General features: G+C 74.1%; 12 protein-coding genes and 1 pseudogene. 9 read left to right on the top strand and 4 right to left on the bottom strand.

Features of this window, described 5'->3' with window-relative positions:
* The first annotated feature begins 299 nt into the window (after positions 1 to 299).
* From AB0E19_RS03460 to AB0E19_RS03480, 5 genes and pseudogenes are all read left to right on the top strand, one after another.
* Positions 300 to 770 carry a TrkA C-terminal domain-containing protein gene (locus AB0E19_RS03460; RefSeq protein ID WP_360609818.1) on the top strand — a complete coding sequence of 157 codons (471 nt, stop codon included), beginning with the start codon at positions 300 to 302 and terminating at the stop codon, positions 768 to 770.
* Between the two features lie 3 nt (positions 771 to 773).
* Positions 774 to 2,006, top strand: a complete 1,233-nt coding sequence (locus AB0E19_RS03465; RefSeq protein ID WP_362172550.1) for a cation:proton antiporter — start codon at positions 774 to 776, stop codon at positions 2,004 to 2,006.
* A 191-nt stretch (positions 2,007 to 2,197) separates the two neighbouring features.
* Positions 2,198 to 2,407, top strand: coding sequence for a hypothetical protein (locus tag AB0E19_RS03470; RefSeq protein ID WP_362173826.1), 210 nt, complete (start codon positions 2,198 to 2,200; stop codon positions 2,405 to 2,407).
* Positions 2,404 to 2,652: pseudogene (locus AB0E19_RS03475) on the top strand (potassium transporter TrkA); the annotation flags it as partial. The gene AB0E19_RS03470 and the pseudogene AB0E19_RS03475, both read left to right, overlap by 4 nt.
* A gap of 62 nt (positions 2,653 to 2,714) precedes the next feature.
* Entirely contained in the window at positions 2,715 to 4,892 is a 2,178-nt protein-coding gene (locus AB0E19_RS03480; RefSeq protein ID WP_362172553.1) for a hypothetical protein, read from the top strand.
* Positions 4,893 to 5,038: 146 nt separating this feature from the next.
* Here AB0E19_RS03480 and AB0E19_RS03485 read toward each other — a convergent pair whose 3' ends face one another.
* Both AB0E19_RS03485 and AB0E19_RS03490 read right to left on the bottom strand, forming a co-directional pair.
* Positions 5,039 to 7,216 (bottom strand): EAL domain-containing protein, encoded by a 2,178-nt coding sequence (locus tag AB0E19_RS03485; RefSeq protein ID WP_362172556.1) that lies wholly within the window; start codon positions 7,214 to 7,216, stop codon positions 5,039 to 5,041.
* On the bottom strand, positions 7,213 to 8,025 hold the full coding sequence (locus tag AB0E19_RS03490; protein ID WP_362172559.1) for an SAM-dependent methyltransferase: 813 nt from the start codon (positions 8,023 to 8,025) through the stop codon (positions 7,213 to 7,215). The genes AB0E19_RS03485 and AB0E19_RS03490 overlap by 4 nt, the downstream gene beginning before the upstream one ends.
* Positions 8,026 to 8,581: 556 nt before the next feature.
* On the opposite strand from AB0E19_RS03490, the gene AB0E19_RS03495 reads away from it, so the two are divergent.
* The 3 genes from AB0E19_RS03495 (at position 8,582) to AB0E19_RS03505 (ending at position 10,789) form a co-directional block, all read left to right on the top strand.
* Positions 8,582 to 9,229: a hypothetical protein gene (locus tag AB0E19_RS03495; protein WP_362172562.1), complete on the top strand. Its 648-nt coding sequence runs from the start codon at positions 8,582 to 8,584 to the stop codon at positions 9,227 to 9,229.
* Between the two features lie 70 nt (positions 9,230 to 9,299).
* Entirely contained in the window at positions 9,300 to 10,064 is a 765-nt protein-coding gene (locus AB0E19_RS03500; RefSeq protein WP_362172565.1) for a hypothetical protein, read from the top strand.
* A gap of 164 nt (positions 10,065 to 10,228) precedes the next feature.
* Entirely contained in the window at positions 10,229 to 10,789 is a 561-nt protein-coding gene (locus AB0E19_RS03505; RefSeq protein WP_362172568.1) for a hypothetical protein, read from the top strand.
* Positions 10,790 to 10,908: 119 nt separating this feature from the next.
* On the opposite strand, the gene AB0E19_RS03510 is transcribed toward AB0E19_RS03505, so the two are convergent.
* On the bottom strand, positions 10,909 to 11,394 hold the full coding sequence (locus AB0E19_RS03510; protein ID WP_362172571.1) for a hypothetical protein: 486 nt from the start codon (positions 11,392 to 11,394) through the stop codon (positions 10,909 to 10,911).
* Positions 11,395 to 11,810: 416 nt separating this feature from the next.
* Between AB0E19_RS03510 and AB0E19_RS03515 the strand changes: the two genes are divergently transcribed.
* Positions 11,811 to 12,473 (top strand): class F sortase, encoded by a 663-nt coding sequence (locus AB0E19_RS03515; protein WP_362172574.1) that lies wholly within the window; start codon positions 11,811 to 11,813, stop codon positions 12,471 to 12,473.
* 63 nt (positions 12,474 to 12,536) lie between these two features.
* On the opposite strand, the gene AB0E19_RS03520 is transcribed toward AB0E19_RS03515, so the two are convergent.
* Complete coding sequence (locus AB0E19_RS03520; protein WP_362172577.1) at positions 12,537 to 13,400, bottom strand: polysaccharide deacetylase family protein; 864 nt, start codon at positions 13,398 to 13,400, stop codon at positions 12,537 to 12,539.
* Between the last annotated feature and the right edge of the window lie 106 nt (positions 13,401 to 13,506).

The raw sequence follows: 13,506 nt of genomic DNA on the forward strand, positions 1-13,506 counted from the left end.
CCGGTCGGCCCCGGTCGGTCCGGGTCAGCCCCTGTCGGCCCCCGGCGGCGCCGGTCATCCGCCGACCGCGCCGACCGTTCTGACCTGGGAAGAAGCCTACGTCCCCGCCCCATCGTCACCGCCGTCCGGGTCCACTGTCCATCCGTGCCGGCACCCATGTGCGAAGGGCGTCCGGCATGGCAGCATGTTCCGGCCGCGGCCCCGGAACTCCCGCCTCTGCACAGGGGCACCGGCCTCCTCGCCGCGCGCGCCCACGCCATTCGACGACACGAGGAGTCCGGGCCGTGCCCACTTCACGGATGAGCTCGACGCCGCTTCCCGGCATCGGCGTCCAGTACGACCTCACCACCCGGGAACACCGGCACCTGTCGGTGATCGCCCACCGCGACGGCACCCGCACGGTCAACGTGTACCGGTCCGACGACCCCGACGCCTGTCTGCAGTCGCTGCACCTGACCGCCGGGGAGTCCGCCGCGTTCGTCGACGCGCTGCTGCCCGCCCACCACAGCCCGAACCTGCTCCACACCACCGAGCTGGGCCTGGTGGCCGAGCGCATCGAGCTGTCCTCGGCCTCCCACTGGAACGGCCGCACCCTCGGCGAGACCCGCATGCGCACGGAGACCGGCGTGTCCATCGTCGCCGTCCTGCGCCGCGCCGACGCCGTCCCCTCCCCCGGCCCGGGCTTCCGCCTCGCCGGCGGGGACACCCTCATCGTCATCGGCACCCACGAGGGCGTGGACGCCGCCGCCACCATCCTGGGAAGGGAGTGATCGGTGCACTCGTCCGCCGTCTTCCTCATCGAGTTCGGAGCGATCATCCTCGGTCTCGGCCTGCTGGGCCGAATGGCCGGGCGGCTGAGGTTCTCGCCCATACCCCTGTATCTGCTGGCCGGGCTCGCGTTCGGTGAGGGCGGGCTGCTGCCGTTGGGGGCGAGCGAGGAGTTCGTCGCCATCGGTGCCGAGATCGGGGTGATCCTGCTGCTCCTCATGCTCGGTCTGGAGTACACGGCGACCGATCTGGTCTCCAATCTGAAGACGCAGTACCCGGCCGGGCTCCTCGACGGGGCGCTCAACGCGCTGCCGGGTGCGGCCATGGCGCTGCTGCTGGGGTGGGGGCCGGTGGCGGCGGTGGTGCTGGCCGGAGTCACGTGGATCTCGTCGTCCGGGGTCATCGCGAAGGTCCTCGGGGACCTGGGGCGGCTCGGCAACCGCGAGACGCCGGTGGTGCTGAGCATCCTGGTCCTGGAGGACCTGGCGATGGCGGTGTACCTGCCCATCGTGACCGCGCTGCTGGCCGGGGCCGGGCTCGCGGCGGGGAGCGCGACGCTCGCGATCGCGCTGGGCGTGGCCGGGCTCGTGCTGTTCGTCGCGGTGCGGTACGGGCGGGTGATCTCGCGCTTCGTGTCGAGCGACGACCCGGAGAAGCTGCTCCTGGTGGTGCTCGGGCTGACGCTGCTGGTCGCGGGGATCGCGCAGCAGCTCCAGGTCTCGGCGGCCGTCGGCGCGTTCCTCGTCGGCATCGCGCTGTCGGGTGAGGTCGCGGAGGGCGCGCACCATCTGCTGAGCCCGCTGCGGGACCTGTTCGCCGCCGTGTTCTTCGTCTTCTTCGGGCTGCACACGGATCCGGCGAGCATCCCGCCGGTTCTGCTGCCCGCGCTGGCCCTCGCCGTCGTCACCGCGGCCACGAAGATCGCCACCGGGTACTGGGCGGCGCGGCGCAACGGGATCTCCCCGAAGGGCGCGTGGCGGGCCGGCGGGACGCTGGTGGCGCGCGGGGAGTTCTCCATCGTCATCGCGGGGCTCGCGGTCACGGCCGGGATCGAGCCTTCGCTGGGCCCGCTGGCCACCGCGTACGTCCTCATCCTGGTCGTCGTCGGCCCGCTGACGGCGCGGTACACGGAGCCGGTCGCCACCTGGGTGACGGACCGGCGCCGGCGGGCGCCGGTGGATCCGGGGCCCGCGGAGGAGCGGCTGCCGCTGCCCGAGCCCGTCCGTCACGAGCACTGAGCGGAAGCGGAGACCCGCCACGGGGGAGGAACAGCGGATCACCGCGCCGGAGCCGGCCCTGCTCGTCCTCGGGGACGACGCTCTGGCGCACCGGCTCGCCGCCGAGCCGGCCGGGGTGTCCCGGAGGGAGGTCGTCCTCGTCGCCCCCGGCCCCGGCCCCCGGGTGGGGGAACGCGCCCGGGATCCGGTACGTGGAGGGGGCCGCGCCCGACGAACGGACTCTGCTGCGGGCCGGGTTACGGGGCGCGGAGGCGCCGGCGCCGCTGTACGAGGACGACGAGGTCACCATGCGGGCGGCGTTCCTGGCGCGCCGCCTGGCGCCGGGCGTCCGGCTGGTGCTGGGCGTCCGGCTGGTGCTGCGGACGTACAACCGCAAGCTCGGGCGCCGGATGCGCACCTGAAGGGCCGCACGGCGGCGGAGGCCTTCCGGCCCGGCTCGTGGCGCGTCCTGGCGCCGGACACGAACACCGGCGCCGACGCGGACGAGGAGCCGCCCGCACTGTCGTGGGAACTCCATCCGGGGTACGCGCTCCGCCCCGGCGACCGCGTGGTGGTGGCGGCCACCCGCTCGGGCCTGCCGGAGCTCCTGGCGGGGCCGGCGGCTCCCGCTTCCGTGCCGCCGCAGGGGTCCGGGCGGCCCGGCTGACCGGCCGGGGGCCGCCCGAAATCCGCGTGCGTGGCGGTCGGGCGGGCTGCGAGCATCGCGGAATGGACCACGCTCTCGAACGCCTGCTCGTCCGGCACACCTTGCGGCTGCCCCTGCCCGCCGGTCCCGCCGGGGACGGCTCCGCCGCCGCCCTGCGGTTCGACGCCGCGCTGCGGACGGCGGGCTTCGCCCTGGCGAACCCGCTGCTGCGGGAGTTGTCCGGGCGGTCCGCCGAGACCGTCGTCGAGCTGGCCCGCCGGGCGCTGGAGGCGGTCCGTGAGCGGGTCGGCGACCACGTCCGGCACAACGCGTACTTCATCGACTTCCCCCACAACGTCCCCGACACCCAGGAGTTCTGGCTGTCGTGCGTCCTGAAGGCGCTCGACGACCCCGAGGCCCGGGCGGCCGTCGAGGCGCAGCTGAGCGCCGGGGTCCTGAACCTGCTGACGCTGCCCGGCTACGGCCGGTACCAGCACTCGTACGAGGAACTGCTCGCCGCTCACGAGGAGTTGACCCCGTCGGGCGGGGACCGGCTGACCGTGCTGCACCTCGGCGGTGCCGTCGGGGAGGAGATCGGCGCGCTGTACGTGTCGCTGGCCGGTTCCGTGACGCCGCTGGGCGAGGAGCACCTGGCCGATCTGGCCGTGCTGGCCGCGCACTGCGCGGACGGGCCGCAGCCGGCGGAGATCCCGGTCCGGGAGAACCGGGCCGTGGTCAACGCCGCCCGGCTGCGGGCCGGCGCCGCCCCGCTGCTCGACACCGTCACGGACGTGCTGCGGCTGGCCTGCGCGCTGTCGGACGGGGACGTGACGCTGCGGGAGCGGACCCGCTTCCGCGGCCTGTCCCGGCCGCTGCGCCGGCTCCTGCTCGCGGGCCTGGACGCGGTGGTGGCGGCGGCCCCGGAGAAGCTGGCCGACGTGGGGCGGCACCGGGAGGCGTGGAAGCGGCTCGGCGAGCGGCTGCACCCGCACGAGCACCCGGCGTGGCCGCACGCGGCCCGGGTGTTCGCGGTGGCGCGCGGCGAGCTGCGGGCGCCGTCCCTGGACGCCCGCCTCGAGGCGCTGCTCGCCGACGAGGACGTGCCGGGGGCGGCGGAGCTGCTGGCGGCGGCCGCGCCCGGGCGGCTCTTCCGGGCCCTGGACCGGCTGCTGCGCACCGCGGCGGACGACGCCGGCCGGGAGGCGGTGCTGGCCGCGACGGAGCGCGTCGCGCCGCACGTGGCGGGCCGGGTGGTGCTGTCGGTGCGGGAGCACCTGCAGAACCGGCACGACGCGTCCGGCGCGCCCCGGCGCCTGTTCGTGAACCGGAACGGCACCGCGTGGGTGACCGCGGACACCCGCCGCGACCTGCCGCGGGACGTCCAGCGGCGGCTGCTCGCGCTGCTCGACGGGGAGACCCGGCGACGGCTCCCCGTGACCGGACGCCTGCTGGTCGACCCCGCGATCCTGGACGTGGCGCTGCCGCTGAGCGGCCGGGCCTCGACGGGAGGGTTCGGGGTGCTGCCGCGCGGCTCCGTCTCGCCGGTCGACGGCGAGCTGCTGCGGTTCTTCATGTACTGGAAGGAGGCGCGGCGCAGGACGGACCTGGACCTGTCGGCTCTGCTCCTCGACGAGCGGTACGCGACGATCTCCTGGCTGTCGTACACGGAGCTGAGCACGGTGGAGGGCCGGCACTCCGGGGACGTCACCGAAGCCCCTGCCGGCGCTTCGGAGTTCATCGAGCTGCGGCTCGGCGCGGTGCGCGGCACCTTCGTGGTCCCGCACGTGCACGTGTACGCGGGCGAGACCTTCGAGGAGACGGCCGAGTCCTTCTTCGGGTACATGCTCCGCGAGGGCGAGCAGGGCGGCCGCCCCTTCGAGCCGCGCACGGTCCGGATGAAGTCCGAGCTGCGCGGGCCGGGGCGGGTGGCGCTGCCGGTGGCCTTCCGGCGGGACGAGGAGGGGCGGTGGCACGCGCACTGGCTCCACCTGTGCCTGCGGGGCACGCCGTCGGACAACCGGGTGGAGGACCACCGGGTCTCGCTGGCGCTCCTGCTGCGTGGGGCGGTCGAGCGGACGCCGGTGACGGTGCGTCACCTGGTCGAGCTGGCCCGGCAGTCGGGTGCGGAGGTCTCGGAGTGGTCCGGGGGCGCGGTGCCGGCGGAGCCGGTGACGTACCTCGGGCCGGCCCGGCCGGAGGGTCTCGCGCCGGGGTCCCGGGTCGTCACGCCGGAAAATCTGCGCGACCTGGTCCCCGCCTGAGTGCTACGGTCGGTTCGGGGCGAGGCCATGAAGGGGCTTCCTTCTCATACTCCTGATGACATAGCCCCTTCGCTTTCCTCGCCCCCTTCGCGCTTCACCCGTGTGGGCCCGGTCCTCAGGAGTTCCGGGCCCACACGCGCGTGTGCTCACACCGCGTCGGCGAGGACCAGGGAGTGGATGCGGTCCGGGGCGCCGGGGCGGGCGTAGTACCAGCCCTGGGCGGTGTCGCAGCCGATCTCCCGGAGGCGTTCGGCCTGTGCGGCGGTCTCCACCCCCTCGACGGTGACGGCGAGTTCGAGGCTGTGGGCGAGGGAGACGATGCCTTCGACGATCTTCACGTCGACGGGGTCCACCGGGTGCTGCTGCATGCCGCGGGTGAAGGAGCGGTCGAGCTTGAGGACGCTCACCGGGAGGCGGCGCAGGTTGGCGAGGTTGGAGTAGCCGGTGCCGAAGTCGTCGAGGGCGATGTCGACGCCCATCTCGGCGAGTTGGCGCAGCGGCTTCAGGAGGTCCTCGTCGGCGCCGATCAGGGCGGACTCGGTGACCTCCAGGCACAGCGCGCCCGGTGCGAGCCCGGCGCGCTCGAGGACGTCGACGGTGTCGGCGACGAGCCGGGGGTGGTGCAGCTGCGTCGGCGACAGGTTGACGTTGATGCGGAGCTGGTTGCCGGACGTGGGGGTGTCGAGCTGCCAGGAGCGCGCCTGCCGGACGGCCTCCTGGAGGACCCAGCGGCCGAGCGGGACGATCAGTCCGGTGTCCTCGGCGAGCGGGATGAAACGGTCGGGGCCGAGGACGCCGTGCTGCGGGTGGCTCCAGCGGACGAGGGCCTCGGCGCCGTGGACGCTGCCGTCGTCGAGGTGGACGAGCGGCTGGTACTCGATGAAGAACTCGCCGCGCTCCAGGGCGGTCGGCAGGGCGGTCGTGAGGCCGTGCCGGGTGATGGCGCGGGCGTCGGCCTCGGGGTCGGCGCGCTCGAAGCGGTTGCCGCCCGCGGACTTGGCCCGGTACATGGTGATGTCGGCGCTGCGCAGCACTTCGGCGGCGGTGCGCTCGCCGGCCGGTCCCTCGACGACGCCGAGGCTGCCGCGCACGGTCAGTTCGCGTCCGTCGACGCCGACGGGGGTGGAGAGGGCGGCGAGGATGCGGTCGGCGAGGGCGACCGCGTCCCCTTCGCCTCCGGTGCCGGTGGTGAGGGCGACGAACTCGTCGCCGCCGAGCCGGGCGACCATCTCGCCGGGGCCGGTGGCGCAGGCCTGGAGCCGGTCGGCGACCTCGACGAGGAGCCGGTCGCCGACGGAGTGGCCGAGGCTGTCGTTGATGGCCTTGAAGCCGTCGAGGTCGAGGTAGCAGAGGGCGAAGCGGGCGTCGTCGCCGCCCGTGGCGGGGGCGACGGCCTTCTCCAGGCGCTCGAAGAAGAGCGTCCGGTTGGGAAGTCCGGTGAGGGCGTCGTGGGTGGCCTCGTACCGCAGGCGCAGGTGGAGCAGGCGCCGTTCGGTGATGTCCTCCATGAGGGCGAGCTGGTACTGGGGGCGGCCCTCGGCGTCGCGGAGCAGGGAGACGGTGAGGTTGGTCCACAGCACGGTGCCGTCGCCGCGGTAGTACGGCTTCTCCACCCGGTACTGCTCGCGTTCGCCGCGCACCAGCTCCTCGTAGAGCCGCCAGACGTGCGGGCCGTCCTCGGGGTGGACCCACTCGCTGACGTTGCGGCTGCGGACGTGCGCCTCGACCCCGCCGAACATGCGGGTCATCGTGTCGTTGATCTCGACGATCCGGCCGTCGAGGTCGGCGATGCCGATGCCGATGGCGGCGCCGTCGAAGACGGCCCGGAAGCGGCTCTCGGTGGCGTGCAGGGCGATCTCGGCGGCGCTGCGGGCGGCGAGCGCGGAGCGGGCGATGGCCTCCTGCTCCAGTCGGGTGCGCTCGCGCAGGGCCTGGGCGTAGCCGGTCGCCATGGCGTGCTGGAGGCGGGCGCAGCGGGCCCGCAGTTCCTCGGCGGCGAGTTCGGGGTCCGTCCCGCAGTAGAGGACGAGGTACGAGTCGACGACGCCGAGGCTGCGGCCGAGGGCGTCCGGGTCGGTGCAGTGGGCGTCGACCAGGCCGGCACCGGCCCGCTGGGCGGGGGCGGTGTCGAAGGGCCGCGCGAGCAGCGCCTCGCACAGCAGGCGGGCGAGCGGGAGGAGATGGACCTCGAACTCGGCGCGGGTGAGGGAGGTGGCGGTCACCGGGAAGATGGCCCGGCTCCAGATGGTGACGAACCGCCTGAGTCTGTCCTCCGGGCCGTCGGCTTCCGCGGCGGATCCGGACGGCTGCGACGGCACCTTCACGCCTTGCGCCCCACACCTGCGAAGCCGGAGAAGGCGTACGGATCCTCCTCCTCGGCCGGGCTGTCCGGCCGCCACAGCGGCATGGAGACCACGCCGGGTTCGACGGTCTCGGTGCCGTCGAAGAAGCGGGCGATCTCCTCCCGGGAGCGCATCACCAGCGGGCTGCGGGTGCTGCGGTAGACGTCGACGGTTCCGCTGGCCCGTTCCTCGTCGACGGGGATGCCCTCGTACGAGGCGTGGGTGACGACCAGGAGGCTGCCGGGGGCGAGCGCGTCGAGGAGTTCGGCGACGGCCTCGTACGGCCGGTCGGCGTCCTCCAGGAAGTGCAGGACGGCGACGAGGAGCAGGGCCACCGGCCGGTCGAGGTCGAGGAGGCCGGTGAGCTCGGGGCTGTGGAGGATGTCGGCCGGCTTGCGGAGGTCGGCGGGGACGACGACGGCGCCGTCGACTCCCTCCAGGACGGCCCGGCTGTGCGCGACGGCGACGGGGTCGTGGTCGACGTAGACGATCCGGGCGGCGGGGTCGGCGGCCTGCGCGACCTCGTGCACGTTGCCGAAGGTCGGTATCCCGGAGCCGATGTCGAGGAACTGGGTGACGCCGCCCGCCACGGCGAAGCGGACGGCGCGGCGCATGAACGCCCGGTTCGCCTGCATGATCTTGGGGAGGCCCGGCAGGAACTCCATGGCCTTGCGGGCCGCTTCCCGGTCGACTTCGAAATTGTGCGAGCCGCCCAGATAGAAGTCGTACATACGGGACACGCTCGGTACCGAAATGTCGATACCCGGCGGAGCCCAGGCGGGACGCTCCATCAATGTCTCCAACAAGTCGCCATGGGGGATGCGGCCCCGTGTTCGCGGCCGTGTTCGAGGTGAGGCTACTGATCGCCCGCCGAGAGAGCGAGTAGAAACGGAAATTCGCGGTCCGTTCTTGGTCACACGCCTTTGGCACATGTGTGCGGAACGAAGAGTTCACGCCTTCAGGTCGTGCAAATTCACGTGCATATGGTCGTGCGACGGCTCTCCGGCCCGCCGTCGGGGGCCCGTTGCGCACCCCCGCACCCCTCCGCACCTCGGCGGTCGGCTTCCCGGCACCCGGCCGCCGCCGACCGCCTTACCGCCGGAACCGGATCAAGGGCAGGGCGACAACCGGACAGTTCTTCCCACGGGGGCCGTCGACGGCTTCCGTCGGCCATTTCATGCCCCGGCGCACGCCCCCTCCACACCTGCTCCGACGGCCCTGTCCTTGCTCCGGATCGGGCAGTCCGCGGCAAAACGTCAAACCGGTGCATCCCAAGATCCCCACCATCCGGGGAATCAGAGCGGATTCGGCCCCCGGTTCGCCCTACGTGTGTTCAAGCTCGTCGGCGTGTCTCTGTACGGATCACCTCTCACGCGGTCGCTGGCGGCCGCCGGCCTGGTGTGGCTGCTCGCCGCTCCCGCGCCGGCGGCCGCCGACTCCTGCGCCTACGCCACCGTCGGGCCGAACGGCTCGCACACCTCGGTGGCGGTCGTCGGCCCGGACGCGTGCTCGCCACCACCGAAGCCGCCCAAGCCGACCAAGCCGCCCAAGCCGACGAAGCCGCCCGAGCCGAAGCCGCCCACCCCTCCCGAGCCGCCGCAGTACTCGGTGCCGCCCGTGCCGCCCGTACGGCCCGCTCCGAAGCCGCCGTCCGTCGAGCCGGTGCCCGCGCCGCTGCTCCCGCCTCCTCCGTCCCCCGTACGGCCGCCGGCCACCACCCCGGCACCGCGCCCCGCCCCCGACCCGCCGTCGCCCTCCCCCGCGCCCGCCACCCCGGCGCCCGAGGCTCCGCCGGCCCCCGCGCCCCCGGCCCCGCCGCCCGCCCGCACGGCGGCGCCGCGCCCGGCCGCCGCACCGCCCGCCGCGCTGCCGCACTACCAGCGGACCAGCAGGCCCCAGCCCAAGAGCACCGCGTCACCCGTCACCACGATGCTCCTCATCACCGCGCCCGCCGTCCTCGCCACCGCGATCCTGCGCCCGCGCTCCTCCCGCTGATCCGGCCCGGCCGCGGCACCCCCGCACCACGACCCCGAACCCGACTCCCGTAGAGGAAGACCGAACACCCATGTCCGAATGGCTCGTCCTGACCCTGGCGATGGCAGCGGCCTGCGCCGTCGTCCTGGCCATCGTCGTCATCAACCACCGGCGGATCCCCGCGGACGACGACCCCAGCGAGACCCCCGACGTCATCGAGTACATGACGATGATGATCGGCGTGATCTACGCGATCGTCCTCGGCCTCGCCATCGCCGGCGTGTGGGAGGCGCGCGGCGCCGCCCAGGAGGTGGCGCGCCAGGAGGCGCAGGCCATGCACGAGATCTCCGAACGCGTCGAGGTCTACCCGGTGATGGTCCGCACGCAGATCCGCGCCGACGTCGACGCGTACGTGACCTACGTCGTCGACGAGGAGTTCGAGCAGCAGGCCGCGCAGGGCAGTACGACACCGGAGGGCGACGCCCTGCTCCAGAAGGTCCGCCGGAGCGTCACCGACTACGAACCGGCCGGCGACTTCGAGGGGCAGGCCTACCAGCCGCTGGTCGACCAGGTGATGGTCGCCGACGACGCCCGCGGCGCCCGCGGCCAGAGCGCCGGGGACACCATGCCGGGGGTCGTCTGGTTCGGCCTCATCATCGGCGCCCTGGTCTCGGTGGGGCTGATCTTCACCCTCCAGATCCGGCGCACCGGGCGCGAGCTGCTGCTCGCGGGCCTCTACAGCGCGCTGATCGCCTTCCTGCTCTTCCTCATCTGGGACTTCGACGCGCCGTACGGCCGCGGCCTGGCCGACTCCGCCGCGCCGTTCACCGATCTGTTCCCGCAGGTCACCGGCTGACCGAGGGGGTGGGGCTGGGCCGCCCGGGGGACAACCGTGCCCCATTCGCACGTCTGGGATCGCGGCTGTGGTAGTGCGCTCCTAGCGTTTCGGGCAACGAGGTGCACGCAGGCTCCATGCGGCCAATCCGCCGCGGCCGGCCCTCGGTACCCGGAGGAATCACCATGCGCGCGATACGTGCCGCGTCCACCGCCCTCCTTGGGGCGGCCGCCCTCGCCCTGGCCGCCCCCGTCACCGTCGCCTTCGCGGCCGACGGTGCGCCCGCGCCGAACCCGCGGGTGCGGGGCGCGAAGGCCCCGGGCGATTTCGTCGTCTCCCCGTCGCTCGTCGCCCCCGGCGGCCAGGTGACGCTCAGCGCCCCCGGCTGCTCCAGCACCGCGACGGCGACCGCGGGCATCTTCGACACCGTCCAGATCGCCCCCGGGTCGTCGGTGACCGCCACCGTGGACGCGGACGCCAAGCGCGGCGCCGTGTACACGGTGGCGTTCAACTGCTCGGGCGGAGTGCAGGACACCGTGGACCTGACCATCAGCGGTCTCGCCACGCTCTCGCCCACCGCCCGCTCGACGGTGCTGCTCACCCCGCGCGGGGTGCAGGGCGGCCTCGGCGGCTCGCAGAGCGCCGTCGGACCGGGCACGCTGGCGGCCGGTACGGCCCTGGTGCTGGTCGCGGCGGCCGGCTCGGCGTACGCGATCCGGCGCCGCACGAGCGGGCGCAAGCACTGAGCCGGGGCCCCGGCCCCGGGATCCTCCCCGGGGCCGGCGCCGGACAGCCCGCCGCCCCCGGGTCCCTTCCGGAACGCGGGGGCGGCGGGCACGGTCGGCCGACCGGGAGGTTCGGCCGGTCAGGCGCTCGTGCCGGTCATGCGGCGACGGCGGAGGACGAAGACACCGCCGCCGAGCGCGGCAGCGGCGACCAGGCTGCCGCCGATGGCCATCTCGGTGGAGCTGGGCGCCAGCGAACCGCCGAGACCGCCCTGGGCGCCGCGGCCCGCGAGGACGCGGAACGGGTGCGTGACGACACGGGAGTTGTCGCTGCACTTGACGGCGAGGTTGTAGTTGCCGGGCGTGGCGTTGTTGTAGACGCGGGCGATGGCGCTGGACAGGCCGTTGGAGTTGACCGAGAGGTTGGTCTCCGGGAAGGCGTTGGACGTGACGGTGCCACCGTGGCCGCACCCCTTGGCGGTGATCGTGATCGTCGACCCCGCGTGGACGTCGTAGGGGCTGACCTGGACATTGCTGGGACCGTTGGTGGCGGCGGCGAGGGGCGCGGCCAGGCCGACCGCCGCGAACGCGGTGGCGGTCACCGCCAGAGTGCGTGCAGCACGCATGGTTGAACCTCCAGTGGAAGACGCCCCGAAGCGGTGCTCCGGGAGATTCGACGAGTACGCCTTCCATGACGAACCATCACAACTCGGGCACCGCCCTGCACCTCGGCACTGGGCCGGTCCGGTGAGCGCCGATGCCGCCGATCGAGTTGCCCTGAAGGGCACAACCGCAGGTCAGGGGCGCGCGAAACGATTGTCCGACGAGTACTCGGATGGGTCAGCGGCCCGTCACCCGAGCCGACCAGTGGGGCCCGAGGACCGTCGCCCGCAGGGTTTCTGACGGGGGGTCGGCCGGTGCGCGCGCCTTCCGCCGGCGCGTCGCCACCCGTACGGCGGCGGGGGCGACCCGTTCGGGCCGCCCGGCGCGCGGGGGTGTCCGGTCGCCCTTACCGTTCACACGTCGCCACGAAGGGAGAACCATGCCCCCGAAGGACTTCCGCGTCCCTGAGCGCAGGAGACGACACCCCTGGGGCGTCCTGGCCCTCGCCATGCTGTCCGGGATCGCGATGATGCGCAACGGCGTGGACGTCGCCGGCGGCCCCCCGCAGCCGGCCGCCGCGGCCCGTCCGGTGGCGCGCCCGGTCGTCGCCCCGCCCGCCGAGGCCTCGGCGGGCGTCCAGGCGCTGCCCTTCGCGCCCGCCTCCCGGGTCCGCATCCCGGCGATCGACGTCGCGGCCCCGGTGATGGACGTGGGGCTCGACGCGGAGGGCTGGGTGGCGGCCCCTCCCCCGCAGGACGCCAACCTCGCCGGCTGGTACCAGAACGGCATCGCGCCCGGCCAGCGCGGCACCGCCGTGATCGTCGGGCACGTCGACAACAACAGCGGCCCGGCGGTCTTCTACGGCCTCGGCTCCCTGGAGAAGGGGCAGCACGTCGAGGTCGAGCGGTACGACGGACGGGTGGCGGTCTTCGAGATCTACGGCGTCGAGGTCTACTCCAAGCAGGACTTCCCCGGCCCCCAGGTCTACGGGGACACCGGCCACCCGGAACTCCGGGTGATCACCTGCGGCGGCGGCTACACCCGCGCCAACGGATACGACGGGAACGTGGTCGTCTACGCGCGGATGGTCGGCTCCCGCTGACGCACGCGCGCGTGCGCGGGGCCCCGGGGAAGTCCCCGGGGCCCCGCGGTGCGTGACGCCCGGTCAGCGCCGGGGCACGGTGAGGGTGTACCCCGCGTCGAGGAGCTCGGGCAGATAGCGGCGCAGTGCCGTGACGCTCTGGGAGCGGTTCCCGCCGGCGTCGTGCGAGAGGACGATGACGCCGGGTCCGGCGCCGTCGAGGACCCGGTGGACGATGGTGTCGCTGCCGGGCTCCTTCCAGTCGAGGGTGTCCACGGTCCAGGCGAGCGGCTCCATGCCCAGCTCGGCGCCGATCTCGAAGGAGTGCCGGTTCCAGGCGCCGTACGGGGCCCGGTACCAGACCGGCGCGGCGCCGAGGGCGCGCTCCACCACCTCGCTGGTGGAGCCGAGTTCGTCCCTGATGCGGGAGGGCCGGAGCTTCGGCACCAGCGGGTGCGACCAGGAGTGGTTGCCGACCACGTGCCCGTCGTCGGCCATCTCGCGCAGCAGGTCCTGGTTCTCCACCGCCATCTCGCCGCAGACGAAGAACATCGCCCGGCAGCCGTAGCGGCGCAGGGTCTCCAGGATGGCCGGGGTGTAGCGGGGGTCGGGGCCGTCGTCGAAGGTGAGGACCATGGAGCGGCCGACGTCGCTCAGCGAGAGGAAGGGCCGTCTGCGGACCGGCGGCAGCGCGGGGGGCCGGACGGCGGGGGCGTACGCGGTCATGGGCTGGAGCCGGTACGCGGAGGGGCGCAGCCGGGGCGCGGCGGCCGGCGGACCGGCGGCGGGGGGACGCGCGGCGGCGGGTCCGCCCGGGGACGGGGCCGCGGTGTCGTCGAGGGCTCCGAGCCGGTCGACGGCGAACGCCCCGGCGGTGACGGTGACGCCGAGGGCGGCCGCCAGGCGCAGTACCGACCTCCGACCGGTGGGCAGCTGATCGTTTTTCATGACCAATGGTCCGTCCGGGGAGGGTCCCGGGCCCCTCACCGACACCGGGCCGTCCGTCGAATGCACCCGATGGGCCGATACCGTCGCAGGGTGAGCGGACACCGGT

This window comes from Streptomyces sp. NPDC047974 (assembly GCF_040653375.1).
GTDB lineage: Bacteria > Actinomycetota > Actinomycetes > Streptomycetales > Streptomycetaceae > Streptomyces.